General features: G+C 42.6%; 26 protein-coding genes and 2 pseudogenes. 6 read left to right on the plus strand and 22 right to left on the minus strand.

The genetic code is table 11. The features are described 5' to 3' along the window. Positions 1 to 106: 106 nt before the first annotated feature. From MK395_RS07855 to MK395_RS07900, 10 genes and pseudogenes are all read right to left on the minus strand, one after another. Positions 107 to 710 (minus strand): annotated as a pseudogene (locus tag MK395_RS07855) (hypothetical protein). A gap of 208 nt (positions 711 to 918) precedes the next feature. Then, positions 919 to 1,587: a CPBP family intramembrane glutamic endopeptidase gene (locus tag MK395_RS07860; RefSeq protein ID WP_268711625.1), complete on the minus strand. Its 669-nt coding sequence runs from the start codon at positions 1,585 to 1,587 to the stop codon at positions 919 to 921. Positions 1,588 to 1,653: 66 nt separating this feature from the next. Beyond that, the gene (locus tag MK395_RS07865) at positions 1,654 to 1,842 is read right to left on the minus strand and encodes a peptide pheromone VP1 (RefSeq protein WP_049489640.1); all 189 of its coding nucleotides are present in this window, start codon (positions 1,840 to 1,842) and stop codon (positions 1,654 to 1,656) included. Between the two features lie 182 nt (positions 1,843 to 2,024). Further along, on the minus strand, positions 2,025 to 2,693 hold the full coding sequence (locus MK395_RS07870; RefSeq protein ID WP_268699766.1) for a CPBP family intramembrane glutamic endopeptidase: 669 nt from the start codon (positions 2,691 to 2,693) through the stop codon (positions 2,025 to 2,027). 66 nt (positions 2,694 to 2,759) lie between these two features. Then, positions 2,760 to 2,969, minus strand: coding sequence for a peptide pheromone VP1 (locus MK395_RS07875; protein ID WP_049490479.1), 210 nt, complete (start codon positions 2,967 to 2,969; stop codon positions 2,760 to 2,762). A gap of 283 nt (positions 2,970 to 3,252) precedes the next feature. Beyond that, the gene (locus MK395_RS07880) at positions 3,253 to 4,116 is read right to left on the minus strand and encodes an XRE/MutR family transcriptional regulator (protein WP_268711626.1); all 864 of its coding nucleotides are present in this window, start codon (positions 4,114 to 4,116) and stop codon (positions 3,253 to 3,255) included. A 96-nt stretch (positions 4,117 to 4,212) separates the two neighbouring features. Then, positions 4,213 to 5,223 carry a tRNA (adenosine(37)-N6)-threonylcarbamoyltransferase complex transferase subunit TsaD gene (gene tsaD, locus MK395_RS07885; RefSeq protein ID WP_268711627.1) on the minus strand — a complete coding sequence of 337 codons (1,011 nt, stop codon included), beginning with the start codon at positions 5,221 to 5,223 and terminating at the stop codon, positions 4,213 to 4,215. Next, positions 5,213 to 5,650 carry a ribosomal protein S18-alanine N-acetyltransferase gene (gene rimI, locus MK395_RS07890; protein ID WP_139689689.1) on the minus strand — a complete coding sequence of 146 codons (438 nt, stop codon included), beginning with the start codon at positions 5,648 to 5,650 and terminating at the stop codon, positions 5,213 to 5,215. Before rimI ends, tsaD begins: the two co-directional genes overlap by 11 nt. Continuing rightward, positions 5,647 to 6,330, minus strand: coding sequence for a tRNA (adenosine(37)-N6)-threonylcarbamoyltransferase complex dimerization subunit type 1 TsaB (tsaB, locus tag MK395_RS07895; protein WP_268711628.1), 684 nt, complete (start codon positions 6,328 to 6,330; stop codon positions 5,647 to 5,649). Before tsaB ends, rimI begins: the two co-directional genes overlap by 4 nt. A 9-nt stretch (positions 6,331 to 6,339) precedes the next feature. Further along, the gene (locus MK395_RS07900) at positions 6,340 to 6,804 is read right to left on the minus strand and encodes a MarR family winged helix-turn-helix transcriptional regulator (RefSeq protein WP_000225125.1); all 465 of its coding nucleotides are present in this window, start codon (positions 6,802 to 6,804) and stop codon (positions 6,340 to 6,342) included. 173 nt (positions 6,805 to 6,977) lie between these two features. On the opposite strand from MK395_RS07900, the pseudogene MK395_RS07905 reads away from it, so the two are divergent. Then, positions 6,978 to 7,988: pseudogene (locus MK395_RS07905) on the plus strand (SDR family oxidoreductase); the annotation flags it as partial. A 117-nt stretch (positions 7,989 to 8,105) separates the two neighbouring features. Here MK395_RS07905 and MK395_RS07910 read toward each other — a convergent pair. Beyond that, positions 8,106 to 8,291 (minus strand): hypothetical protein, encoded by a 186-nt coding sequence (locus MK395_RS07910; protein ID WP_268711629.1) that lies wholly within the window; start codon positions 8,289 to 8,291, stop codon positions 8,106 to 8,108. 209 nt (positions 8,292 to 8,500) lie between these two features. Here MK395_RS07910 and MK395_RS07915 point away from each other — a divergent pair, with 209 nt between their 5' ends. Both MK395_RS07915 and rnjA read left to right on the plus strand, forming a co-directional pair. Further along, positions 8,501 to 8,734 (plus strand): DNA-dependent RNA polymerase subunit epsilon, encoded by a 234-nt coding sequence (locus MK395_RS07915; RefSeq protein WP_000639585.1) that lies wholly within the window; start codon positions 8,501 to 8,503, stop codon positions 8,732 to 8,734. A gap of 1 nt (position 8,735) precedes the next feature. Continuing rightward, entirely contained in the window at positions 8,736 to 10,415 is a 1,680-nt protein-coding gene (rnjA, locus tag MK395_RS07920) for a ribonuclease J1 (RefSeq protein WP_000331964.1), read from the plus strand. Between the two features lie 61 nt (positions 10,416 to 10,476). On the opposite strand, the gene mnmG is transcribed toward rnjA, so the two are convergent. The 8 genes from mnmG to apf form a co-directional block, all read right to left on the minus strand. Next, entirely contained in the window at positions 10,477 to 12,390 is a 1,914-nt protein-coding gene (gene mnmG, locus MK395_RS07925) for a tRNA uridine-5-carboxymethylaminomethyl(34) synthesis enzyme MnmG (RefSeq protein ID WP_268711630.1), read from the minus strand. An 8-nt stretch (positions 12,391 to 12,398) separates the two neighbouring features. Continuing rightward, the gene (locus tag MK395_RS07930) at positions 12,399 to 12,854 is read right to left on the minus strand and encodes an NUDIX hydrolase (RefSeq protein ID WP_000193650.1); all 456 of its coding nucleotides are present in this window, start codon (positions 12,852 to 12,854) and stop codon (positions 12,399 to 12,401) included. Between the two features lie 149 nt (positions 12,855 to 13,003). Continuing rightward, positions 13,004 to 13,435, minus strand: a complete 432-nt coding sequence (locus MK395_RS07935; RefSeq protein WP_268711631.1) for an SseB family protein — start codon at positions 13,433 to 13,435, stop codon at positions 13,004 to 13,006. Between the two features lie 21 nt (positions 13,436 to 13,456). Next, positions 13,457 to 14,578 (minus strand): tRNA 2-thiouridine(34) synthase MnmA, encoded by a 1,122-nt coding sequence (gene mnmA / locus MK395_RS07940; RefSeq protein WP_268711632.1) that lies wholly within the window; start codon positions 14,576 to 14,578, stop codon positions 13,457 to 13,459. Positions 14,579 to 15,005: 427 nt separating this feature from the next. Then, on the minus strand, positions 15,006 to 16,397 hold the full coding sequence (argH, locus tag MK395_RS07945; RefSeq protein WP_268711633.1) for an argininosuccinate lyase: 1,392 nt from the start codon (positions 16,395 to 16,397) through the stop codon (positions 15,006 to 15,008). A gap of 27 nt (positions 16,398 to 16,424) precedes the next feature. After that, a complete protein-coding gene (locus tag MK395_RS07950) occupies positions 16,425 to 17,621 on the minus strand; it encodes an argininosuccinate synthase (RefSeq protein WP_268711634.1) in 1,197 nt (398 codons plus the stop codon). Between the two features lie 15 nt (positions 17,622 to 17,636). Then, positions 17,637 to 18,443, minus strand: a complete 807-nt coding sequence (locus MK395_RS07955; RefSeq protein WP_001045245.1) for an ABC transporter substrate-binding protein — start codon at positions 18,441 to 18,443, stop codon at positions 17,637 to 17,639. A 277-nt stretch (positions 18,444 to 18,720) separates the two neighbouring features. Continuing rightward, complete coding sequence (apf, locus tag MK395_RS07960; protein ID WP_000060321.1) at positions 18,721 to 19,356, minus strand: aggregation-promoting factor; 636 nt, start codon at positions 19,354 to 19,356, stop codon at positions 18,721 to 18,723. Positions 19,357 to 19,597: 241 nt separating this feature from the next. Between apf and sdaAB the strand changes: the two genes are divergently transcribed. The 3 genes from sdaAB to MK395_RS07975 are packed head-to-tail and all read left to right on the plus strand — an operon-like array spanning position 19,598 to position 21,801. After that, a complete protein-coding gene (gene sdaAB / locus MK395_RS07965) occupies positions 19,598 to 20,269 on the plus strand; it encodes an L-serine ammonia-lyase, iron-sulfur-dependent subunit beta (protein WP_000555868.1) in 672 nt (223 codons plus the stop codon). Positions 20,270 to 20,277: 8 nt separating this feature from the next. Beyond that, positions 20,278 to 21,150, plus strand: coding sequence for an L-serine ammonia-lyase, iron-sulfur-dependent, subunit alpha (sdaAA, locus tag MK395_RS07970; RefSeq protein WP_049478962.1), 873 nt, complete (start codon positions 20,278 to 20,280; stop codon positions 21,148 to 21,150). 21 nt (positions 21,151 to 21,171) lie between these two features. Beyond that, complete coding sequence (locus tag MK395_RS07975; RefSeq protein WP_129326098.1) at positions 21,172 to 21,801, plus strand: HAD-IA family hydrolase; 630 nt, start codon at positions 21,172 to 21,174, stop codon at positions 21,799 to 21,801. A gap of 87 nt (positions 21,802 to 21,888) precedes the next feature. Here the strand turns inward: MK395_RS07975 and MK395_RS07980 are convergent, their stop codons facing one another. From MK395_RS07980 to MK395_RS07990, 3 genes are all read right to left on the minus strand, one after another. Then, positions 21,889 to 22,095 carry a DUF805 domain-containing protein gene (locus MK395_RS07980; RefSeq protein ID WP_002875299.1) on the minus strand — a complete coding sequence of 69 codons (207 nt, stop codon included), beginning with the start codon at positions 22,093 to 22,095 and terminating at the stop codon, positions 21,889 to 21,891. Positions 22,096 to 22,156: 61 nt separating this feature from the next. Beyond that, positions 22,157 to 22,579, minus strand: coding sequence for a DUF805 domain-containing protein (locus MK395_RS07985; protein ID WP_000947295.1), 423 nt, complete (start codon positions 22,577 to 22,579; stop codon positions 22,157 to 22,159). Between the two features lie 248 nt (positions 22,580 to 22,827). Then, on the minus strand, positions 22,828 to 24,678 hold the full coding sequence (locus MK395_RS07990) for a nucleoside-diphosphate sugar epimerase/dehydratase (RefSeq protein ID WP_001035723.1): 1,851 nt from the start codon (positions 24,676 to 24,678) through the stop codon (positions 22,828 to 22,830). Positions 24,679 to 24,688 lie beyond the last annotated feature (10 nt).

Genomic DNA, 24,688 nt, shown 5'->3' on the forward strand with positions numbered 1-24,688 from the left:
GTTCATCATCACAGCCACAGCACGGACTATTATAACATATTCAGGAAAGAGAAAAAAGTTTCGGATTCGAAACTAAGTGCTAGCAAAAAGTGCTGAAGAGGAAGCATCATGGATACATGAGAAATTGATCCACTCGGATAGTATACTTATTCTGTGTCTGTAGCATATTTATTTTCTGTTGGATAGACATCGACCCAGAGTTCCCACTGTTGTCCTTTCAATTTGACCTTGTAGCGATAACCATCATCGTATAGTCCTACCGAATCAGTGGTCATAGACTGGTAATCTGGAAGAGCTTCAATTTCTTTTTTTATAGTCTGAGATAGATTGTTGAGCACTACTTGTTGCTCCCCTTTTGAAGCTACAGGAATATGAGCTGTCGCTTCTTCCAAGCGATGCGATTTTGAAAATGTGAATCTTACTCGACCTGTATGGCCCTTCAAAGAAATATTTTCGTAATCATAGAAAAGGCGGCCTGTTTTATAGAAATAAGGGTCTTCTGCACGCCAAGTATCGCGATAGGCCATTTCCTCTTCTTCCACCACTTGGCTAGCCTCTCCAAATACTTCTTCAAAGGATTTAACAGGCATACCGAAAGAAAGGGATTCAAACAAGACCAGTTGCGTCTTTTTGATATGATGGCAAGCTGATAAAAGCATGAGTAAAACTCCAAGAGCGAGCAGACTACTGATTATTTTTGTAAATTTCATATTTCTACTATACAAAAAAAGTCTCAGACTGACAAACTTTAACAGAGTCGGATTTCGTGATTGGATTCTAAAATTGCTTTTCATTTAAAGTAACAAAGAATTGATCAAAAACTAGTAACAGACAGTCAAAATAAAAAAGACTGGGAAGTCAGTCTTATTTATAATACTTAGCTAGTCAGTTCTTTTGTTTTTATGATTAGCAGAAACTCTAAAACAACAAGGGGAGAATCTGACCAATGCCATTGTAGACTATGTGCAGCCCAATAGGCCAATAAATGGACTTTGTCACTCTAAATAAGACTGCAAATATGAGACCGCCACCCATATATGAGAAAAAGTCTGTCAAAACCCAACCGTGGTTACTAATGTGCAAGATTCCAAACAAAGCAGCCGAACCGAGCACATCCAGTCCCCATTTCTTTCCTTTTTCCAGAGCGGTCATCACCAACCCACGATAAATCATCTCTTCAAAAATGGGACCTGCAATTACAGGATAGAAAAAATACATCAAAAATGCCGTAGCTCCTGTAAAAGTAGGAGCAGCATGTTGATAAGAAATTTCATTTCGAGTAGGTGGGAAAAGAAAAAAGGTAACGAAATTCCAAATAACAAAAGCAAGCAGAGCTAAAAATGAATAGACAAGATAGGATCCTTTAAACTTTCTACTATTGATTTGTTGCCATTTTCCCGACCAAATCATAGCAATAAGAGCAAATAAAACCACAAGAAAATTCAACATCATATCCGACAGATAATAGGCAAAGTCAGATAGACCAGCAGCAAGGTCGCTGTGTAAGAGCAGACGAATCAAGAACTGGTCAGTAATGACAAGTAGAATAGCTATAAACAAGTAGTAGCGTGAGATTATCTTTTTCATTCTATTTTCTCCTATACTATGAAATAAAGACAGCCCCTACCCAAGAAAAGGCAAGGGCTTTGACTATCAATAACGGCGACGATTAACAGTCGGAGAATCATAGATAAAAATTGCTCTCCAGAAATTAGTAATTGACCGAGATGTTCCTATACCACTCCCTGGGATATTGCCAGTATACACAAGATCTCCTCCACTAACTACTTGTAATTCTTCCTCTGTTAACTTCATCGTTTCTTCAAATTGTAAACTCAACATATTTACACTCCTTCAATTAGTTTTATTTGTAAACCACTTCTACAACCCAGAATTTATTAAATAACAAACAAATAAAGCCACCAACTCCCAATACTACAAACTTACTCTATTAGAACTGACTCAGGAATTTTTAATTTCATAACTAGTATTCTCTTTTGTTATTTACAATGCTTCAAAAACCTCTAAAACAACAAGGGGAGAATTTGAGCAATGGCATTATTGACTATATGCAGTCCAATAGGCCAATAAATAGACTTTGTCACTCTAAAAAAGACTGCCATTATTAAACCACTACCCATATATACGAAAAAGTCTGTCAAGACCCAACCATGATTACTGATATGCAAAATACCAAATAAAGTAGCCGAACCAAGTACATCCAGTCCCCATTTTTTCCCTTTTTCCAAAGCAGTCATCACCAATCCACGATAGATCATCTCTTCAAAAATGGGACCTGCAATCACAGGATAGAAAAAATACATCAGAAATGCCGTTGCTCCTGTAAAAGTAGGGACATCCAGTTGATAAGCAATTTCATTTTTGGTAGGAGGGAAAAGATAAAATGTGACGAAATTCCAAATAACAAAAGCAAGAAGAGCTAAAAAGGAATAAAAAAGATAAGAACCTTTAAATTTTCTACTGTTAATTTTCTGCCATTTTCCTGACCAAACCATAACAATAAGAGCAAGCAGAACCACAAGAAAATGCAATATCATACTCGATAGATAATATTCAAAGTCAGATAGACCCGCAGCAAACTCGCTGTGTAAAACTAGACCACTGAAGTACTGGTAAGCAACGACAAGTAGAATGGCTATAATAAGGTAGTAGTGTGAGATTATCTTTTTCATTCTATTTTCTCCTATACTATGAAATAAAGACAGCCCCTACCCAAGAAAAGGCAAGGGCTTTGAATATCAATAACGGCGACGATTAACAGTAGAAGAATCATGGTTAAAATTTCTCTTCCAGTGATCAATAATTGACCAAGGTGTTCCTAGGCCTCCCCAGCCTCCCCAATTTCCACCACCTGGGATATTGGCAATATACACAAAATCTCCTCCGTAAACCTTCTCCAACTCAGCTTCTGTCAATTCCATTGTTTCTGCAAATTGTAAATTCAACATCATTTACACTCCTTCAATTATTTTTACTTGTAAACCATTTCTGCGACCTAGGATTTGCTTCAAATGTCTTACAAGGACAGTATAACACGAAAATTGGCTTATTTTAAAAAATCGCATATTTGATATTTTTTCTTATGGAAATTTCACATTTGCGATTTTGATTGATTTGATTATTTCACTGATATAATATAGTTACCATTATGTAGGAGGACATGAAATGAAGAAACAAATCATAGCATTATTGACAATCGTTGCTGATATTATTATCATTTCCCATCTTTAACTAATCGATAAGTGCTTTATATTGCTGAAAACGCAATTCAAAAAGGGCTGTTAATTGTGGATTTTCTAATACTTTCAGAGATTGGATAAAGTCTTCAATCTCTTTTTGATTGCTCCCCTTAGTTTGAAGGAAAATGCTCATCTTCTTTAAAAACTGCCACAATAATTTCTCAAAAACATCGTATGGTCGAAGCATACTCTCCAACTCGGCTTCAAAGATTGGGATATAAGAAAAAAGTTTGCGCTCCATGAGCTCTGATATGATATTCAGAAAGCCACTTTTCATATACAGTCTATTGTGTGCTAATTCTTTAAATTCCTTGGATTTTTCAAGTAAAGAGGTGGATAAAAAAATCAGATCTTGATTACTTAAGAAAGGCATGGTATTGCAAAAAAGATAGAGTTCAAACCAGGTCCAAGATTCAATAGCATAGAGATAAGTAGTCAAAAACTCCCTATCCTCCTCTTCTAGCGGATAGTTTTTATCTAAGGAATGGATGGCATTTTTAATCACAATAGCATTCAAACGACGATAGGTCTGCGCCATCTGTTCTTGCTCGACTTCCTCCAACAGTTGCTCTAAGCCAGCAATATCTTGATGGGCAAAGCGATCCACAACCCTTCTACCAATTCGCATATGTGGGGATTCTTGATAGTTGTTGAGCTTGTGTCCAAATTCATCGAAGGTCACATTTATCCCTTGGATCGCTAGGATCAGCTTATCCGCAGACAGCATAGACTGCCCTAGTTCAAACTTGGATAGCTGGGATGCTGTCAGTCCATCACAAGCCACATCTGACTGCTTGAGCTTTCTCGCCAGGCGCAATTCCTTGTAAAATTCTCCCAATTCCATTTTTTCAATCATAGCCAAACTCCCTTTACTATTCTATTCGTAAAAACTTTTCCTTTTTTAGCATATTATAAAATATTTTAGCAAAAAAGCCAGCTTCAAGCTGACTCTTTATTCCATGGTATCAAAGGCGAGACTTGGTTTGGCATTGAGGTCCAAGTCTGCAAAGTTTTCTTTGTTCCACTCGCTGACACTGGCATAGGCAATCATACCTGCATTGTCTCCACAGAGACGCAAGGGTGGAATGATGACCTTGACATCTTTGATTTCGTCTGCCAAGCGTTCTCTGAGACCTTTATTGGCTGCCACGCCACCTGCCACGACAAGGGTTTTAACAGGGTATTTTTCTAAAGCCTTCTTGGTTTTTGCCATGAGAATATCCATGACAGCTGCTTGGAAGGAAGCACACAAATCCTCTGTAGACAAGCTTTCTCCCTTTTGCTCAGCATTGTGGTGAAGATTGATAAAGGCAGACTTCAAACCTGAGAATGAAAACTCCAGATTGTCTTCCTTGATCATGGCACGAGGGAAGTCATAAACATCCTGACCTTGATGGGCCAACTCGTCAATCTCGCGACCTGCTGGATAAGTCAAGCCCATGACACGTCCGACCTTGTCATAAGCCTCCCCAACTGCATCGTCTCGTGTCTCCCCAACAATCTTATAATCGCCAGCCTCAGAAACATAGACCAACTCTGTGTGCCCACCACTGACCAAGAGTGCCAACAAAGGAAACTCCAAAGGCTCCACACTCTGAGCTGCCATGAGGTGCCCAGCCATGTGATTAACAGGGATAAGCGGAAGTCCATGTGCCCATGCAAAGGCCTTAGCAGCTGACAAACCAACTAGTAAAGCTCCAACCAATCCTGGCCCATAGGTGACGGCAACAGCTGTCACATCTTCTTCGCTAATCCCTGCTTCTGCTAGCGCCTCCTCGATACAGGCTGTAATAACCTCGACATGGTGACGACTAGCCACTTCTGGCACTACTCCACCAAAACGTTTGTGACTCTCAATTTGACTAGCAATGACATTGGACAAGAGCTCTTCGTCGTTTTTTAAGACGGCGACACTGGTCTCATCACAGGATGTCTCAAATGCTAAAATATATCTATCCTTCATCTATTTCTCTCTTCATGATGATGGCGTCCTCGACTGGGTCATGGTAGTAAGCCTTTCGCTCAGCGATGACCGCCATCTTTTCTTTCTTGTAAAATGCTTGCGCTCGGTGATTAGATTCCCTCACTTCGAGGAAAATCTCCTTATCCGTCGGCAACTTTGCAAACAAGGCTGACGCAATCCCCTGACCCTGATAGGCTCCTTTGACAGCGATTTGCAGGACTTCTGCCTCAAAGAGATTCTCCTGAACGGCTAGAAAGCCAATCACTTCTGCCCCACCATAAGCCAGAGCATACCAAGTCTGATCTTGGGACAGGTCTTCTTGGATTTGTTCCAGCGTCCAAGGGCTGACTGGGTAAACAGCTGCCATGACAGCATAGATGGGTTGAGCTAGTTCAGGCTGTTTTTGGATTCGTTTGATTTCTATCATAAGCGTTTAATGTAAGACTCGCCAGACTCGGTGTGATTCTTGAGCCAGTTTTCCTCGGCTTCGACACGCTTGAGGTAATTTGGCACAAAGTCGTGCAAGGAGGCTGCTTTCTTGTCCCATGCCCAAAGAGCTAGATTAGCTGCATTTGGCAAGGTTTCTTGGTAGCTAGCTTGTGGCAGATGCTCTTGGATTTGTTCCACAAAGGCTCCAACTTCTCCGACAAAGGTTACCTGTTCAGCATTCTTGACCTGCTCTAGCACTTCCGCAAAAGACAGGTGCGCTTCTGGAAAGACAGCCTTGGCATTTTCATAAAATCCTGCATAGACATTGTTACGGCGTGCATCCATGATAGGAACCACCAAGCCTTCTTGCTGACTTGGCACCAGAGCCAAGAGGCTGGACATGCCAACCAACTCGATGTTCAAAGTATGAGCCAAGGTTTTGGCAGTTGCTACCGCAATTCTCAGACCTGTGTAGCTGCCCGGTCCCTCTGCCACCACGATTCGATCCAAGTCCTTGGGTGTCAGGTCCAGACTCGACATCAAAAAATCGATGGCAGGCATAAGGGTGATGCTGTGATTCTTCTTAATATTAATCGTCGTCTCAGCAAGAACCTGCTTGTCCTCTAAAATGGCTAGAGAAAGAGCCTTGCTGGACGTATCAAAAGCTGCAATCTTCATGCTTATCCTCTATTTTTCCTCTTGCCGCCAAAGTGAGCGGCGTTTTAATTTGTCTTCGTAGAAACTATCTACCAAAAATTCCTCTAAAATCTGGCTAAAAGCCTCCAAATTAGGCACTTGCTGCGCCAAGTGTTTTCCAAAAATCGCTTCTTGCTCAGCAATCTTGGGCAGCAAATCCGCTCCGGCAGCAGTCAAGCTCAAGCGAGAACTGCGCTTGTCCTTGCTAGAAATTTCCTTCTTGACCAAGCCTTTTTTAATCAAAGCCTGCACCAAGCGACTAGGGCTTTTTTCCTCACAAATCAGGGATTCTCCCAAGCCCTTGAGAGACAGCGGAGCGTGTTCGCCCAAAACGAGCAAGACCTCGCTTTGATTGGGCGTAATTCCCAAAGGCTCTAGCAACTTCCCATATTCTCTCGTCGCTAAGCTCTCTGCACTTCTAAACAAATAGCCAAATCGAATTCCTTCTGCTACCACGCTGCTCTCCTTTCAAAAATCACTTCTATACTATTTTACACTAGATTAGGTAAATTGTTGACAATTTTAGTTAAAAAATATAAAATCCTAAATAGATGATATGTCATCTATTTACAAAAGGAGGAAAAACGGATGACCCGAACCCAGACAAATCAAAAATCAGCTAGAACAATAAGCACGCTTTTGTAACAGGCGCGACTGGTCTTTTAGGAAATAATCTCGTGCGTGCTCTGCTAAAAGAAAACATTCAAGTGACCGTTCTCGTTCGCTCCGAGGAAAAAGCGCGCAAACAATTTGGCGATTTGCCTATCCAGATTGTCAAGGGAAACATTTTGGAGCCCGCAAGCTATCGCGACTATCTAGTAGGTTGCGACAGCCTCTTTCATACCGCTGCTTTTTTCCGCGATAATTATAAAGGCGGCAAGCACTGGCAGGAGCTCTATGACACCAATATCATAGGAACAAATAATCTCCTAGAAGCTGCTTATGAGGCTGGTATCCGCCAATTTGTCCATACTTCTTCCAGTGTTGTACTGGAAGGCGAGGCCAATCAGTTGATTGATGAGAGCATGTCCCGCTCAAAAGATACTCCTTTTGATTACTATCGCAGTAAGATTTTGAGCGAAGAGGCTGTTCGTGATTTCTTGGACAAGCATTCAGATGTTTTCGGTTGCTTTATCTTGCCAAGTGTAATGCTTGGTCCTAGAGACATTGGTCCGACCTCCAGTGGACAGCTGATTATCAATTTTGTAGAGCAAAAACTTCCAGGTATCTTAAAGGCTAGCTATAATATGGTGGATGCTAGAGATGTAGCAGATATTCATCTCCGCGCCATGAAATACGGACGCTCAAAGGAGCGCTATCTGGCAGTTGGACGGCAAGTAACCATGACAGAATTGTACCAAATACTGGAAAAAATCACTGGCGTTCCCGCCCCCAAGCGCAAGATCTCCCCTCTTTTCGTCAAAATCTATGCCCAAGCAAGTGAACTCTACCACCGACTCACCAAAAAACCAATTTTGGTCACCAATGAGCTCGCTCATCTCATGGCCGAAGAATATCTCAAAAGTAATTTTAGCTTTGCCAAAACCGAGAGCGAGCTAGGCGGACAGCATCGCCCTCTCGAAGAAAGCTTAGCTGACGTGGTAGATTGGTACCGCAAGCACGGCTATTTCGCCAAATAAGCAGCCCTCAAAATCAAGTGACCAAATGTTCATCGCTTGATTTTTTCTTTTTATGCTTCAACTCGATTTTTGCTGAGAAAAAAGAGGGAATTAAAGACGGCAAATTCTTTGACTCTTTTAACCATCAATGTTAAAATATAATTGAACACTGGTAGGAAATGCAGGTTGAATCTTTGATTCTTCGGGTTGCAGTGCTATCCCTGAAACTTTGGTTTCTAAAGAACTGAAATTGCGATTGAACAATTCGCCCCCATTGTTTGACGGCTCTTGACTTCGGTCAAGGGCTTTTTCTTTTTTGCTCAAAACAATTTTATTTCATCTTGTCATCCATGTTTTACGCTTTTGTCAGCCTTTACTTTCTCCATTTCCGTCTTTTACTAATTTTTCATTTTGTGGTATAATTGAAATAATTGTAACGAATCAAGGTCAATCTAGACACAAAATGGAATGAAATCAAGCAAATCTCTACTAAAAGTTTGGAATAAGCTGACCTGTAAATAGAAAGGAACTATATGATTTACAAAGTTTTTTATCAAGAAACAAAAGAACGTAGCCCACGTCGTGAAACAACACGCTCACTTTACCTAGACATCGATGCCAGCTCAGAACTTGAGGGCCGTATCGCTGCTCGCCAACTTGTCGAAGAAAATCGCCCAGAGTACAATATCGAATTTATCGAACTCTTGTCTGACAAATTGCTAGATTACGAAAAAGAAACTGGCGCTTTCGAGATTACGGAGTTCTAATATGGCCTACACTCTTAAACCTGAAGAAGTCGGCGTTTTTGCCATCGGTGGTCTGGGAGAAATCGGGAAAAACACTTACGGAATTGAATACCAAGACGAAATTATCATCGTCGATGCTGGGATTAAATTCCCAGAAGATGACTTGCTGGGTATCGACTACGTTATCCCCGACTACTCTTACATCGTGGACAATATCGACCGCGTCAAGGCTGTCTTGATCACACACGGACACGAGGACCACATCGGTGGGATTCCCTTCCTGCTCAAGCAAGCAAATGTCCCTATCTACGCTGGGCCACTTGCCTTGGCTTTGATCCGTGGAAAACTCGAAGAACACGGCCTCTTGCGCAACGCCAAACTTTACGAAATCAATCACAACACTGAGTTGACCTTTAAAAATCTCAAGGCAACTTTCTTTAGAACCACTCACTCCATTCCAGAGCCTTTAGGGATTGTCATTCATACCCCTCAAGGGAAAATCGTCTGTACAGGTGACTTCAAGTTCGACTTCACCCCAGTTGGTGAACCAGCGGACTTGCACCGGATGGCAGCCCTTGGTGAAGAGGGTGTGCTCTGCCTCCTCTCTGACTCGACAAATGCGGAAGTACCAACCTTTACCAACTCTGAAAAAGTCGTTGGTCAGTCCATCATGAAGATCATTCAAGGTATTGAAGGACGTATCATCTTTGCATCCTTTGCCTCAAATATCTTCCGTCTCCAGCAAGCAACGGATGCCGCTGTTAAGACTGGACGCAAGATTGCGGTCTTTGGTCGTTCTATGGAAAAGGCCATTGTCAACGGGATCGAGCTTGGCTACATCAAAGCTCCTAAGGGAACCTTTATCGAGCCAAATGAAATCAAAGACTACCCTGCAGGCGAGATTCTAATACTCTGTACAGGTAGTCAGGGTGAGCCGATGGCAGCCCTCTCTCGTATCGCCAATGGAACCCACCGTCAGGTGCAACTCCAACCCGGCGATACTGTTATCTTCTCTTCTAGCCCAATCCCTGGAAATACCACTAGCGTCAACAAATTGATTAACACTATTTCTGAAGCTGGTGTCGAAGTTATCCACGGTAAAGTGAACAATATCCATACATCTGGACACGGTGGTCAGCAAGAGCAAAAACTCATGCTCCGCTTGATTAAGCCGAAATACTTCATGCCTGTCCACGGTGAATATCGTATGCAGAAAGTCCACGCTGGACTAGCGGTGGATACGGGTGTCGAGAAGGACAATATCTTTATCATGAGCAATGGTGATGTGCTTGCTCTTACTGCTAACTCAGCCCGTATCGCAGGTCACTTCAATGCCCAAGACATCTATGTCGATGGAAATCGTATCGGTGAAATCGGCGCTGCTGTCCTCAAAGATCGTCGTGATTTATCTGAAGACGGTGTCGTTCTAGCAGTCGCAACTGTTGACTTTAAATCGCAGATGATTCTGTCTGGCCCAGACATCCTCAGCCGAGGCTTTGTCTACATGAGAGAGTCTGGAGACTTGATTCGCCAAAGCCAGCGCATCCTCTTCAATGCTATTCGTATCGCACTGAAGAACAAAGATGCTAGCGTGCAATCTGTCAATGGTGCCATCGTCAACGCTATTCGTCCTTTCCTCTATGAAAATACAGAACGTGAACCGATTATCATCCCGATGATCCTCACGCCAGACGAAGAATAATACTCTTTGTTTTTCATTGAATACAAGTCAAAAAACAGCCCCATCTTCGGAGCTGTTTTTTCTATGCTTTCTTTTCTTGATTTTTAGAAATACTACGATTTTTACCTTCCAAATACACCATCAAAATAGAAATATCTGCTGGGTTTACTCCCGAAATACGGCTGGCTTGGCCGATAGTTTCTGGATTGATGAGTTTGAACTTCTGACGGGCTTCGGTTGCGATAGAATCAATGTCATCCCAGTCGATATTGGCTGGAATGCGTTTTTCTTCCATACGTTTCATCTTGGCAACCTGATCCATGGCTTTGGAAATATAGCCTTCGTACTTGATTTCTGTTTCAATCAATTCGATAATCTTGTCATCCAATTCCTCGGCAGCTGGCCCTATGAAAGCTACCACATCTTTGTAAGAAACTTCTGGACGGCGAAGGAATTCTTTGGCTGTCACTGCATCTGTCAACGGCTTGAAGCCCATTTCCTCAACCTTAGCATTGGTTTCCTTAACTGGCTTAAGTTTGATGCTGTCGAGACGCTTCATCTCATTGTCAAATTGATTTTTCTTGATTTCAAAACGAGCCCAGCGTTCATCGTCAACAAGCCCAATCTCGCGTCCCATCTCTGTCAAACGCATATCGGCATTGTCATGACGGAGGATGAGACGGTATTCAGCACGACTGGTCAAGAGACGATAAGGTTCAATGGTACCCTTTGTCACCAAGTCATCAATCATCACCCCGATATAACCGTCACTGCGCTTCAAAATCAACTCAGACTTGCCTTGGATTTTCAGAGCCGCATTGATACCAGCGATAATCCCTTGTCCTGCCGCCTCTTCGTAACCTGACGTTCCATTGGTCTGACCAGCAGTGAAAAGTCCTGAGATTTTCTTGGTTTCCAGAGTTGCACGCAACTGGTGTGGCAAGACCATGTCGTACTCAATGGCATAACCAGTTCGCATCATTTCAGCATTTTCTAAACCTTTGATGGAATGAACTAGCTCACGCTGAACATCCTCAGGCAGACTGGTTGAAAGTCCTTGAACATAGACTTCCTCTGTATTGCGCCCTTCTGGTTCAAGGAAGAGCTGATGGCGTTCCTTATCCGCAAAGCGCACAATCTTGTCCTCAATTGATGGACAGTAACGAGGGCCCACTCCCTTAACCACACCTGTAAACATAGGCGCACGGTGGAGGTTGTTTTGGATAATCTCATGACTGGTACCATTGGTGTAGGTCAACCAGCATGGCACCTGGTCCTTGACATAATCCTCATCACGTGAAGTATAAGAGAAGTGATTTGGCGCCTCGTCTCCTGGCTGAATCTCTGTCACATCATAGTTGATAGAGGAAGCCTTGACACGTGGAGGAGTTCCTGTCTTGAAACGACCGATTTCAAGTCCCAATTCCTTGAGATTATCAGCTAGGTTGATCGAAGCTAGACTGTGGTTAGGACCTGATGAGTACTTTAGATCTCCAATGATGATTTCTCCGCGGAGTGCAGTCCCTGTCGTCACGATAACAGCCTTGGCAGCATACTCTTGATGGGTCGCCGTACGCACACCGACAACCTTGCCATCTTCCACCAAAATCTCATCAATCATGGTTTGACGAAGGGTCAGATTTTCTTGATTTTCAACTGTCTTGCGCATTTCCTTAGAGTAAAGCTCCTTGTCAGCCTGCGCACGAAGGGCACGGACAGCTGGACCTTTCCCAGTGTTGAGCATCTTCATCTGGATGTAAGTCTTGTCAATGGTTTTAGCCATTTCACCACCGAGGGCATCGACTTCACGCACGACAATCCCCTTGGCAGAACCTCCGATAGAGGGATTACATGGCATGAAAGCCAGCATTTCAATGTTGATAGTCGCAAGCAAGACCTTACAACCCATACGGCTTGCAGCCAAGGAAGCCTCAACCCCAGCGTGTCCCGCACCGATTACAATAATATCGTATTCTTCCGTAAAATTATAAGTCATTTTCTCTCCTATTCTTCAAGATGAATGTGTCTTAGTTGCCCGTCCCAATCCGGCAGGGCTGTTTTTAAGAAGGCTGGAACTAGCTGGATATTCTGGAGTTTATCCAAATCAATCCACTCACAGGGCTGCGTTTTTTCATCTTCCTGCATGATCAATGGGGCATCCTCCAGTAGATCAACTAGATAATGAAATTCGATGTTGTGATAGGAAACACCGTCTTGTTCAAAACGATTTTCAACCGCGAAAGCTAGCTGCCCAGCTTGAGCTCTGACACCCAGTTCTTCCTTCACTTCGCGGACTACCGCATCTTCCGTTCTTTCATTGACTTGGATGGCACCGCCGATAGTGTAATACTTGCCCTCATCTTTGGTAACTAGGAGTTTGCGATTTTGAAGAATCAAGGCTGTCGCCCGAACACCAAAAACAGTATTTCCTACTTTTGTCCGAAAGTCTTGTTGAGTCATTTTTGTCCTTTCCCTTAAACGACACAAAAACAGTCAAAACTCCAAAGAAGTGCAGGACAAAAAAGCCTGCAACATCCATGAGCTTTGACCATCATTTCTATTGCTTTTATTATTGTAGCAAATTGAGAAAATTTGTCAATCTAAATGTACTATAATTGGCGAATCACTTCAAAAGCTCCTTTGTCAATCTCGACTGGGTCAGAGAAGGCATCCAGAACAATCCCTCTCACCGGAAACTCCCCTATCTCTTCCGCAACAGATAAACAGTCCGTAAGAGGTAATTGCAACCAGGAAAAACGGTCATAATAGTCCCTAGGAATATCTTGTTCAGTTAAGAAACAAGGATAGAAGTAGTCGTCTCCCTTTCGCAGAATATCCGGTTTTAGTCGTACCCCTTCTTGTTCATCACTCTCATCCAGAAGATTCGGATTGAAGGGGACCCAGACTTTAGCTTGTTTCAATTCCTTGAACAAGGCTTCAATTGACTCTGTCGTTTTCTCTCTCAAATACTCTTTCTTATAGTCAGAGAGATTCATTGTTTGCTCTTTTTTAGCCGTTTTTTTCTTAAAAAACTGAAACATTCTCTTTCCTCTTAGAAAATCTTAAATGTACTGACAAACCTGTCCATCGCGGTAGGCATTGTCAATCAAACCACCACCAAGGCACTCTTCGCCATCGTAAAAGACAACTGCCTGTCCTGGTGTGATGGCACGTTGCGGTTCCGCAAAGATAACTTCTGCCTTATCTCCTTTGACATGTACTGTCACCTTAGAATCAGGCTGACGGTAGCGGAATTTAGCCGTACACTCTAGCGTAAATTCCTCTGGCATCTCACGAGTAAAATGAACTTGACTGGCTTCTAGGCTTGTTGACATAAGCGAATCATGATAGAAACCTTGGCCGACATAGAGGATATTTTGGCTCAAATCTTTTCCGACAACGAACCAAGGGGCATTGTCACCGCCGTGTTGACCACCGATACCAAGTCCTCCACGCTGACCAATCGTATAATACATAAGTCCTGCATGCTCACCCATATCGCGACCGTCCACAGTCATCATGCGACCAGGCTGGGCTGGCAGGTAGTTACTGAGAAAGTTTTTAAAGTTCTTTTCTCCGATAAAGCAAATCCCTGTCGAATCTTTCTTCTTGGCAGTCGCAAGACCTGCTTCTTCTGCTAGTTTTCGTACTTCAGGCTTTTCCAAATGCCCCAGTGGGAACATAGTTTTTTGAAGTTGTTCTTGCGAAAGTTGACTGAGGAAATAGGTCTGGTCCTTGCCATTGTCCACGCCACGAAGCATGTGAACGATGCCATCCTCATCACGCGCTACTCGGGCATAGTGCCCAGTCGCTACATAGTCTGCGCCTAAGGTCATAGCATAGTCCAGAAAGGCCTTAAACTTGATTTCCTTGTTACACATAACGTCTGGATTTGGCGTGCGCCCTGCACGGTATTCCGCTAGGAAATACTCAAAAACGCGGTCCCAGTACTCTTTTTCAAAATTGACAGAGTAGTAAGGAATGCCGATCTGGTCTGCCACCGCAGCCACATCCTTGTAATCTTCGGTCGCCGTACAGACGCCGTTTTCATCTGTGTCATCCCAGTTCTTCATGAAGATACCGATCACATCGTAGCCCTGCTCCTTGAGCAAGAGAGCCGTCACCGACGAATCAACACCACCACTCATCCCCACGACAACACGTGTTTTAGAGTTATCACTCATGGTAAGTCTCCCATCTATTCGTTTATTCATACCCTTCAAAATTCTATTCATTATAACTTTCAATAGAATTTCTTTGAGTATCGTCTTTTCGTTTGCTTTTAGGAGTAAAATGGTCTGGGAGACCATTTTAGCCTATCATCTTAAAATGAAAATATGATAGGCAACGAGTCGCAGGCATAACTCGAGTTCGCTCAATCAGTCTGGGAGACTGATTGAGGTTATAAATCAGACAAGCTCAGCTTGCATCTCATTGCGAGTTAACGACGTAATAAAAGATAAACGAAATGACTAGTTCACGATTGAAGGTCGTGTGTGCTTCACGATTGAAGGTCGCTTGAGCAGTATTCATTATAACACGCTTGGTTGGAGAAGACAAGAAAGAGGCTGATAAATCATCTCAGCCTCTCTTTCTTACTTTACAAACGAATCAATTTTCCCCTTTAAGTTCTTTCTTCGCTTGTTCTATCTGGTATTTCACTTGCTCAAAGCCGGTTCCTCCTAAGGAATTGCGTCTCTTAACAGCGGTTTCTGGACGCAAGTAGATATAAATATCCTCTTCAATCAAGGGGTGGTAGGCTTGCAACTCCTTCAAATCCCAATTTTGGATATTTTTACCATGCTTGATAGAGTCTAAAACCAATTTCCCTACAATTTCATGCGCTTCTCTAAAAGGGAGGCCTTTTTCAGCCAAATAATCTGCCAGTTCGGTCGCATTCGAAAAATCATTCTCTGTGGATTGCTGCATTTTGACCTTATTAATCTGCATGCTCGATAGCATACCTGCCAACACATCCAGAGAATTCAAAATCGTTTCTACTGTATCAAACAGGCCTTCCTTGTCCTCTTGCAAATCCTTATTATAGGCCAGAGGCAAAGACTTCATGACGGTCAATAGTCCAAGTAAGTGCCCGTAAACTCGTCCTGTCTTCCCTCGAATCAATTCGGCCATATCAGGATTTTTCTTCTGGGGCATGATAGACGAACCCGTTGAAAAGCTATCAGACAAGCTAATGTACTGATACTCAAAACTGCACCAATTGATGATTTCCTCACAAAAACGACTCATATGCATCATCAAAATGCTGGCATTTGACAGAAATTCCAAGATAAAATCACGGTCACTCACTGCGTCCAAGGAATTGATATAGGGTTGTTGGAAGCCCAATAAATCACTCGATAATTGACGATCGATTGGAAAAGTTGTCCCCGCTAAGGCAGCCGCACCCAGGGGAGATAGGTCCGTATGTTTCAAGTTAAATGCAAATCGCTCGCTATCCCTTTGAAACATATTGTAATAAGCCATGAGATGGTGGGCAAAACTAATCGGTTGGGCGTGCTGTAAATGGGTATAGCCTGGCATGATGGTTTCCACATGTTTTTCAGCCAAATCCAGCAAAACACTGTTCAGATTCGCCAACTTATCCAAGACATGGCCAAGCTGCTCCTTTAGATATAAGTGCATATCTGTTGCGACTTGGTCATTCCGAGAACGAGCCGTGTGCAGTTTTCCAGCCAGAGGACCGATTTTCTCTGTCAGCAACACTTCCATATTCATATGAATATCTTCATTTGCAATATCAAAATGAAGCTCTCCTGCCTCTAAATCTCGCAACAAAGCTTTCAGACCATCTTGAATCTGCTCTGCCTCTTCCAAGCTTAAAATGCCAGTCTGTCCTAGCATTTGAACATGAGCTAAGGAACCCATCAAATCAAATTTTGCCAGCTGGTGGTCAAAGGAAATACTCGCACCGAACTGTTCTACCCAATCTTCCACAGTGCCTTCAAATCGACCACCCCATAATTTTGTATTTTTCGGCATATCCTGTCGTCCCTTTCTATCGCGTCACTACTCAACATTTTTCTGAACTTCTGAATAAACCTTAGTCGGAAGCCCCCAAAGCTTGATAAATCCAACAGCCGCATCTTGGTCAAAGGTATCTGCACTAGTATAAGTCGCCAAATTTTCATCGTAAAGAGAATTTGGAGATTTCCGAGCCACTACCTGAGCATTCCCCTTATAGAGTTTAACTTTTGCAGTTCCATTGACAACTTTCTGTGTCTCCTTGATATAGGCAATCAAAGCCTGAGTTGCTGGGCTAAACCACAAGGCATTATAGATGAGATTGGACAACTCATTTTCGATAATAGGTTTGAAATGAGCCACTTCTCTCACAAGAGTCAAGTCTTCAATCTCCTTATGAGCTGCCAATAAAGTCACAGCACCTGGGCACTCATAAATCTCTCTTGACTTAATACCGACTAGGCGATTTTCCACGTGGTCAATACGACCGACACCGTGTTTGCCCGCAATTTCATTTAGTTTTTGAATCAAATCCGCCACTTTCATCTTCTCACCATTGAGGGAGGTAGGCACCCCGCAACTAAACTCAATGTCAATAAATTCTGGACTGTCTGGTGCCTCTTCTGGAGAAGATGTGATCCCAAATGCTTCTTCTGGCGCTTGGTTCCAAGGGTTTTCCAAGACACCACATTCATTTGCACGTCCCCAAAGATTTTGATCGACAGAGTAAGGATTGTCAAGGTCAGCAGGAACTGGAACACCGTTTTCTTTGGCATATTGGATTTCTTCTTCACGAGACCATTTCCACTCACGAACAGGTGCAACTACCTTTAAATTGGGATCCAAAGCTGCAATAGAGACTTCAAACCGAACTTGGTCGTTTCCCTTGCCTGTACAACCATGGGCAATTGTAGTTGCCCCCGTCTGATGAGCTATTTCAACGAGTTTTTTTGAAATAAGAGGGCGACTCAGAGCAGATACCAAGGGATACTTCTGTTCGTAGTAAGCATGTGCCTGAAGAGCCACTAAAACATAGTCATTAGCAAATTCTTCCTTAACATCAATGACATAAGACTCAACAGCCCCAACCTTGAGAGCTTTATCGTGGATGAATTCCAGATCTTTTCCTTCACCCACATCCATACAAACAGCAATCACATCATAGTCTTTTTTTAACCATGTAATAGCAACTGATGTATCCAATCCACCTGAATAGGCTAAAATGACTTTTTCCTTACTCATTTCTCATCCTTCTTTCTATTTTTCGATAGAGGCTTTAAAAGCATCGTCAATCAATTTGTCCAACTCCCCAGAATCCTTCAACTTCTGGATGGTTTTGTCAACCGCCTCTTTTAATTCTTTACTGTCTTTTTTCATCGCAACAGCGTAGGAATCTTCTTTGTCATTGTCAAAATCAAACTCAGCGATGGCTAGGTCTGGATTATTCTCTACAAAGCCTTTCGCCACTGGTTCCTCAAAGATAACTGCATCCAGTTGCCCTGATTTCAAATCTGTTATCAAATTTCCATTTTTAGGAAGTGAAACGAGAGAAGCATTCTGCAAGGTTTCTTTGGCCAGAGTTTCCTGGATAGAGCCTTTCTGCGCTCCAACCTTTTTCTGAGCCAAATCCTTGACTGATTGGTAATTCGTTAATTCAGATTTTCTTACGATAACCTTATTTTTCGAAGTGTAGTAGGGAATTGAAAAATCGTAAACTTGACTTCTCTCCTCCGTTTTAGAAACACCTGATATGGCAAGATCGGCCTTGCCTGAATCAAGACTAGCCAGTACATTGTCAAAACTCATTGGAGAGAACTCCACTTCTACACCTAGTTCCTTTGCGATGGCTTTGGCTAGCTCAACATCTGAACCTACAATCTGATTTTTCCCATCGACCAATTTCTGATATTCAAATGGAGCAAACTCTGGATTTAGGGCCACCACCAATTTTCCTTTAGCCTTAATGGCTTCAACACCTTGGGATTGAGCGTTACTACAAGCAAATAATAAGGGAAACATAAGCAAACCAAACATCGTCATCAACACCTTCTTCACTTTATTCATAGAAGAGTCTCCTTTTATTTTTATACTTTATTGTTGTATAAATAATACTCCTCTCATTTTCGTTTGTCAAGAAAAAACTGTATTTTATTTCATTAAAATCAAGAAAAAGCTTATTATATGATATATTTTTACACATAATAAGCTTATTTATACTATTTGAGTTTTAAAACAATTTGAAGAATTTCGTTGGAATTATACAAATAGAGCATTACTGAGAAGATTGTTACGCTTTTTGTTATAGAGAAACAAAAAAGAGCCCTAAAGGACTCTTTTATTCTTAATACCAACCGTTGTTAAGCCAGAAGTTCTTGGCAGCTGTCCATGAACCGTAACGTCCTGCAACGTAGGCATCTGCTACACGTTCTTGGTTTTCAGCTGAGTAGTCACCGTTCAAGTATGAATCTGTCAATTGGTAACGTCCGATGTAACGTCCGTTTGTAGCAGTGTAGCTACCGCCTGATTCTTTTTGAGCGATCCATTCTTTGGCTTCTGCTTCAGAACCACTTACAGTAGAAGCTGCTGCAGTGTTGCTTTCTGCTGCTGGAGTTGCAGGTGCAGCTGGCGCTTCATAGGTTGTTGTTTCAGTTACTTCTTCTGCAGTTTCTTCCGCAGCTGCTGGTGCTTCATAAGTTGTTGCTGAAGCTGCAGCGGTTGCAGTTGCTGTCGATGGAGCTGTTCCTTCGATAACCAAAACTTGGTCAACATAGATAAGGTGAATATCTTTGATGTTGTTTTTTGCTGCCAATTTTTCAACAGTTGTGTTGTACTTCTCAGCGATTTCTGAAAGAGTATCACCTGATTTAACTGTGTAAGTTACAGTTTCTTGGGCAGATGCAAGTGATGGAGCAAAGAAAGCAAGCAAAGTTGCTACTCCTGCGATAGTTGTTTTAATTTTTTTAGTTGTTAATGACATATCTAAAAATTCTCCTTCCATTGGATATATCTATGATACCTTTTAAAGGTTACCGTTGTTTAACGGTTTTATGTAGAAATATTACAAAAATGTTTTATATTTACCGTTTTAAGGAGGTTTTTGTCACAAAAGACCTTATTTTATACTATCTTTAATCATTTTAAGCTTTTGATAAGGGAAATAAGCGCGGAGGTCCATTCTTTGATATAATAGATATAAGAATCTTTGTAAGGGGAAACAGATGCACTCACTTCGTTTTCAATCTGTCTTTGACATTATCGGACCTGTCATGATTGGCCCATCAAGTAGCCACACAGCTGGAGCTGTTCGCATCGGGAAAATCGTCTCTTCCATCTTTGACGATACGCCGACAGAAGTCGAATTCCAATTATTTAATTCATTTGCCAAAACCTACCGTGGTCATGGAACCGACCTTGCTCTCGTCGCTGGTATATTAGGTATGGATACGGACGATCCCGATATTCCAAATAGCCTTGAGATTGCCCATAAACGTGGTATCAAGATTGTCTGGACCATTCAGAAAGATAGCAACGCTCCTCATCCTAACACCACTAAAATTACTGTGAAGAATGAACACAAATCCATCAGTGTGACAGGAATTTCCATCGGTGGAGGAAATATCCAAGTTACGGAGCTTAACGGCTTTGCTGTCTCTCTCAACATGAACACACCAACCATTATCATCGTGCATCAAGATGTTCCAGGTATGATTGCCCATGTTACTGAAGCCCTCTCTCGTTTCGATATCAACATCGCTCAGATGAATGTGACTCGAGAAAAAGCTGGAGAAAAAGCCATTATGATTATCGAAGTCGATAGTCGAAGTTGCGAAGAGGCGATTGAAGAAATCCGAAAAATCCCTCATCTCCACAATGTCAATTTCTTTAAGTAGGAGGAAACATGTTTTATTCTATCAAAGAATTGGTCGAGCAGGCGGATCTAGACTTCCAAGGAAATGTCGCAGAACTCATGATTGCGACAGAATATCAACTAACCGGTCGGGAACGGCCAGAAGTTCTCCTCCTCATGGAACGCAATCTAGAAGTCATGAAAGCCTCTGTCGAGCTCGGTCTCAGTAAAAATAAATCCCGTAGTGGCCTAACGGGTGGAGACGCGGCCAAACTAGACCGCCATCTCAAAAGTGGCAAGGCCTTGTCGGACTTTACCATCCTATCAGCAGCCCGTAATGCCATCGCGGTCAATGAACACAATGCGAAGATGGGCTTGGTCTGTGCCACTCCAACCGCAGGAAGTGCTGGCTGTCTGCCAGCCGTTCTCACTGCTGCTATCCAAAAACTTGACCTCAGCCACGAAGAACAGTTAGATTTCCTCTTTGCTGCTGGTGCCTTTGGATTGGTTATCGCAAACAATGCCTCTATCTCGGGTGCTGAAGGTGGCTGTCAGGCCGAAGTCGGCTCTGCCTCCGCCATGAGTGCCGCAGCCTTGACTTTGGCCGCAGGTGGAACGCCCTATCAGGCTAGCCAAGCCATCGCCTTTGTCATTAAAAATATGCTAGGTCTCATCTGTGACCCTGTTGCTGGTTTGGTTGAAGTTCCCTGTGTCAAACGAAATGCCATGGGAGCCAGCTTTGCCTTTATCGCAGCAGACATGGCCTTGGCAGGTATCGAGTCTAAGATCCCTGTTGACGAAGTCATCGATGCAATGTACCAAGTTGGATCAAGTCTTCCAACTGCCTTTCGTGAAACGGCCGAGGGTGGACTCGCCGCCACACCTACTGGTCGTCGCCTACAAAAAGAAATCTTCGGAGAATAAGTTTATCTGTTAGGAGAAATCATGCCCTCTATCTCAGCTATCTTTTTTGATCTGGACGGAACCCTGGTTGACAGTTCCCTCGGGATCCACAATGCCTTTACCCATACCTTTAAAGAGCTAGGAGTTCCAAGCCCTGATGCCAAAACCATTCGTGGTTTCATGGGCCCGCCACTTGAAAGTAGCTTTGCAACGTGTCTTCCCAAGGAACAAATCTCAGAAGCTGTTCAAATCTATCGTTCTTACTACAAGGAAAAAGGAATCCACGAAGCGCAACTCTTCCCCCGAATAACGGAATTGCTTCAAGAGCTTTCGCAAAACTACCCTCTCTACATCACTACAACAAAGAATACTCCTACTGCTCACGATATGACTAAAAATCTGGGAATCCATCATTTCTTTGATGGCATTTACGGTTCTAGTCCTGAAACGCCACACAAGGCGGATGTCATCCGTTACGCCTTGCATATGCATCAACTGCCTGCAGACCAAGTCCTCATTATCGGGGACACCAAGTTTGATATGATCGGAGCCCAAGAAACTGGCATTAAAAAGTTCGCTGTTTCTTGGGGATTTGGAGAAGAGGCTGATTTACTCATCTATCAACCTGACTGGATTGCCCATACCATTGACGATATCATTAGCCAGCTCTAACCATACAAAAATACTCCTAACACTAGTGAACTAGGTTGAGGAGTATTTTTTATATGTTGTTACTATCAGAAGGAATCAACTCCATGCTTAAGCAGTAATTTGATCCTGTTCTTCAGTATCTGTATCTTCATCCTTCTTACTTGGCCAAGCAAGCATGACAATAAGGGTAATCGGTCCAACGAGAGGAACCAAAGCAATGAAGATAAAGGCCCAGTGGAAACCAGCGTCTCGTAAGCGACGAACAGTCACGGCGATAGAAGGCAACATGAGAATAGGCGCTAAAAAGAGGTACAATTCCTGAAGCGATTATTTGCTGCGAAGCGACTCAGCCGCTTTAAAATAGAGTAGAAATATCTTAATATTTTCGTACCATTTCTTCAAACTGAGAGTCTTCCGTATTCTCTTTATCTTTTTCACTATTTTCTATCACTTTTTCTACAAATCGTTGACTTGGCATAGCGAGCATAACAAGCAGTGTTAATGCACCCAAAGGAACAAATACAATAAAAATATAGGCCCAATGGATACCCACATCTCGTAAGCGACGTACTATCAGTGCTAGTAGAGGAACAAACTCTATTATAAACAAAATAATACACATACTGAAGACCGCAATATTCCTGATGGCTTTATCAGATTCTACTCCAGTAAAAAGTGAGTAGTAGGCGGGCAAGAAAATCACCATATTTAGCAGCCAAACCCACCAAAATTCTGGACGTGTGGAACGACCAGAAAAATTTGCATAGCCTTTGAAAAAACTCCTAATAGCACTCAGCATACAAAAATCTCCTTTTGACTTTAATACTTATTTCGCAAAGTTATGTTACCAGCTTAAAATAGAGGTAGTTTTTAGATTGTCTGAAATCACTCTCCTGATAGATCAAATAACATCGTCCCTTGAATAGTTGCGCTTATTAAACCTTTGAAAGATCCGATGTTCTCTACTCTCTATTTATAAAAACCAGCTTTCTGATTCTCTCAGAAAACTGGCGATAGTTGTTTCATTATGAAGGTAGTTGGACACTCTTACTCAGCATGAGTTGTCTCATTCGCAAAGGAAATAATCGCTTCTTTGAGCTCATCTCCGCTGAGTGAACGGAACTCTTCAATCTTTTGATCAATCGCTTCTAGCGGCATGACATTTACCTTACCAACGAAAATCTTGTCCATGACTTGGTTATCAACCAATTCGGTCGAAACCAAGAGTTCTTCATAGAGTTTTTCACCTGGTCGAATACCGACCTCAACGATTGGAATTTCACTTTCCGTGTGCCCACTTAGAAGGACCATTTTCTTAGCCAAGTCATAAATCTTGACTGGTTTGCCCATATCGAGGATAAAGACTTCTCCGTCCTTGGCATAAGCGCCAGCATGGATTACTAGACGGCTAGCCTCTGGAATGGTCATGAAGTAACGTGTCATACGGAAGTCTGTCACCGTTACAGGACCGCCTTCAGCAATCTGACGTTCAAAGACAGGAATCACGCTACCACGACTACCCAGAACATTCCCAAAACGGACTGCACAGTAGGTTGATTTGCTACGTTGGTTAAAGCCAGTGACAATCAATTCTGCCACGCGCTTAGTCGCACCCATAACATTTGGTGGATTGACTGCCTTGTCAGTCGAAATCATGACCATCTTAGGTACTTTGGCCTCATCAACAGCCTTGGCAACATTGTAGGTACCGAGGATATTGTTCTTGAAGGCTTCTTTTGGATTGCGCTCCATCATCGGAACGTGTTTGTGGGCTGCAGCATGATAAACAATGGCTGGTTTGTACTGCTCAAACACCTGCAAGAGACGGTCATAGTCCTGAATATCTGCAATAACAGGAACATAATCAATCCCTTGGAATGTACGGATCAATTCATGATAAACGAGATAGATTGAGTTTTCACCATGTCCAAGTAAGACGATACGTTCGGGATTGAAGCGGCTAACCTGACGACAAATCTCCGAACCAATCGAACCACCGGCTCCTGTCACCAGGATGGTCTTGCCTGTAATCTCAGTACCCAGACGCGATTCGTCAAGACGAATCTCCTGACGGCCCAAAAGGTCTGTGATATCAATTTTCTGGAAACCACTGCCTGGTTGATGGAGTCCTTGAACGACTGTCTCAACCTTAGGCATCTTGTAACATTTGACGCCTAGCTTATTACACATCTGCAAGATGCGTTCGTACTCTGATGGGTCAAGCGAAGGGATCGCTACGATGACACGCTCGATTTGGTGACGTTTAGCTAATTCAGGTAGATTATCATAAGAGCCCAGAACTGGGATTCCACCTAGTTTTTGTCCCTTTTTCTTTTCATCATTATCCAATATCCCCACTAGCTCAAGGTCGCTAGTTGGATGTTGGTAGCTGTTCATAAAGAGGGCACCACCATCACCAGCACCGATCAAGAAGGTACGACGATGCTCCCCATCTCCACTACCTTTTTTACGTTTGGAATAAATCAACTGCCAAGTGATACGAGGAAGCAAGATGAGGAAGGTACTCAACAAAATGAAGAGCACGATGAAACGGATAGAAAACAATGGAAGGAAGGCATAGCAGATTCCATAAGAAAGAACACTGCTGAGCATCACTCCGAAAAAGATTTTCATGAAATCCGTAATCTTGCTATAACGACTAATACTAGCATTTAGCCCCCAAAACGCAATCATGATTTGATAGAGGAGGAAGGCTAAAAGAGTGTAGATCACGTAATCCACAGGCGCAGGATTTATAAGGCCATAAAACAAGATATAAGATACGATGATAGAAACCACCATACTCAGAATATCGAATATCCCCCAAAACACTTGTTTTTGCTGTTTATTTAAAATTTCAACCAGATCAATCACATAATCTGTTAGTTTTTTATTCATAGGAATTTAC

The organism is Streptococcus oralis, from assembly GCF_026782085.1.
Classification (GTDB): domain Bacteria; phylum Bacillota; class Bacilli; order Lactobacillales; family Streptococcaceae; genus Streptococcus; species Streptococcus oralis_DA.

Coding starts and splice junctions, on each gene's coding strand:
- MK395_RS07860 (WP_268711625.1), bottom strand. CDS start 1,587: ATGAAAAAGATAATCTCACGCTACTACTTGTTTATAGCTATTCTACTT.
- MK395_RS07865 (WP_049489640.1), bottom strand. CDS start 1,842: ATGTTGAGTTTACAATTTGAAGAAACGATGAAGTTAACAGAGGAAGAA.
- MK395_RS07870 (WP_268699766.1), bottom strand. CDS start 2,693: ATGAAAAAGATAATCTCACACTACTACCTTATTATAGCCATTCTACTT.
- MK395_RS07875 (WP_049490479.1), bottom strand. CDS start 2,969: ATGTTGAATTTACAATTTGCAGAAACAATGGAATTGACAGAAGCTGAG.
- MK395_RS07880 (WP_268711626.1), bottom strand. CDS start 4,116: ATGATTGAAAAAATGGAATTGGGAGAATTTTACAAGGAATTGCGCCTG.
- tsaD (WP_268711627.1), bottom strand. CDS start 5,223: ATGAAGGATAGATATATTTTAGCATTTGAGACATCCTGTGATGAGACC.
- rimI (WP_139689689.1), bottom strand. CDS start 5,650: ATGATAGAAATCAAACGAATCCAAAAACAGCCTGAACTAGCTCAACCC.
- tsaB (WP_268711628.1), bottom strand. CDS start 6,330: ATGAAGATTGCAGCTTTTGATACGTCCAGCAAGGCTCTTTCTCTAGCC.
- MK395_RS07915 (WP_000639585.1), top strand. CDS start 8,501: ATGATTTACAAAGTTTTTTATCAAGAAACAAAAGAACGTAGCCCACGT.
- rnjA (WP_000331964.1), top strand. CDS start 8,736: ATGGCCTACACTCTTAAACCTGAAGAAGTCGGCGTTTTTGCCATCGGT.
- mnmG (WP_268711630.1), bottom strand. CDS start 12,390: ATGACTTATAATTTTACGGAAGAATACGATATTATTGTAATCGGTGCG.
- MK395_RS07930 (WP_000193650.1), bottom strand. CDS start 12,854: ATGACTCAACAAGACTTTCGGACAAAAGTAGGAAATACTGTTTTTGGT.
- MK395_RS07935 (WP_268711631.1), bottom strand. CDS start 13,435: ATGTTTCAGTTTTTTAAGAAAAAAACGGCTAAAAAAGAGCAAACAATG.
- mnmA (WP_268711632.1), bottom strand. CDS start 14,578: ATGAGTGATAACTCTAAAACACGTGTTGTCGTGGGGATGAGTGGTGGT.
- argH (WP_268711633.1), bottom strand. CDS start 16,397: ATGCCGAAAAATACAAAATTATGGGGTGGTCGATTTGAAGGCACTGTG.
- MK395_RS07950 (WP_268711634.1), bottom strand. CDS start 17,621: ATGAGTAAGGAAAAAGTCATTTTAGCCTATTCAGGTGGATTGGATACA.
- MK395_RS07955 (WP_001045245.1), bottom strand. CDS start 18,443: ATGAATAAAGTGAAGAAGGTGTTGATGACGATGTTTGGTTTGCTTATG.
- apf (WP_000060321.1), bottom strand. CDS start 19,356: ATGTCATTAACAACTAAAAAAATTAAAACAACTATCGCAGGAGTAGCA.
- sdaAB (WP_000555868.1), top strand. CDS start 19,598: ATGCACTCACTTCGTTTTCAATCTGTCTTTGACATTATCGGACCTGTC.
- sdaAA (WP_049478962.1), top strand. CDS start 20,278: ATGTTTTATTCTATCAAAGAATTGGTCGAGCAGGCGGATCTAGACTTC.
- MK395_RS07975 (WP_129326098.1), top strand. CDS start 21,172: ATGCCCTCTATCTCAGCTATCTTTTTTGATCTGGACGGAACCCTGGTT.
- MK395_RS07985 (WP_000947295.1), bottom strand. CDS start 22,579: ATGCTGAGTGCTATTAGGAGTTTTTTCAAAGGCTATGCAAATTTTTCT.
- MK395_RS07990 (WP_001035723.1), bottom strand. CDS start 24,678: ATGAATAAAAAACTAACAGATTATGTGATTGATCTGGTTGAAATTTTA.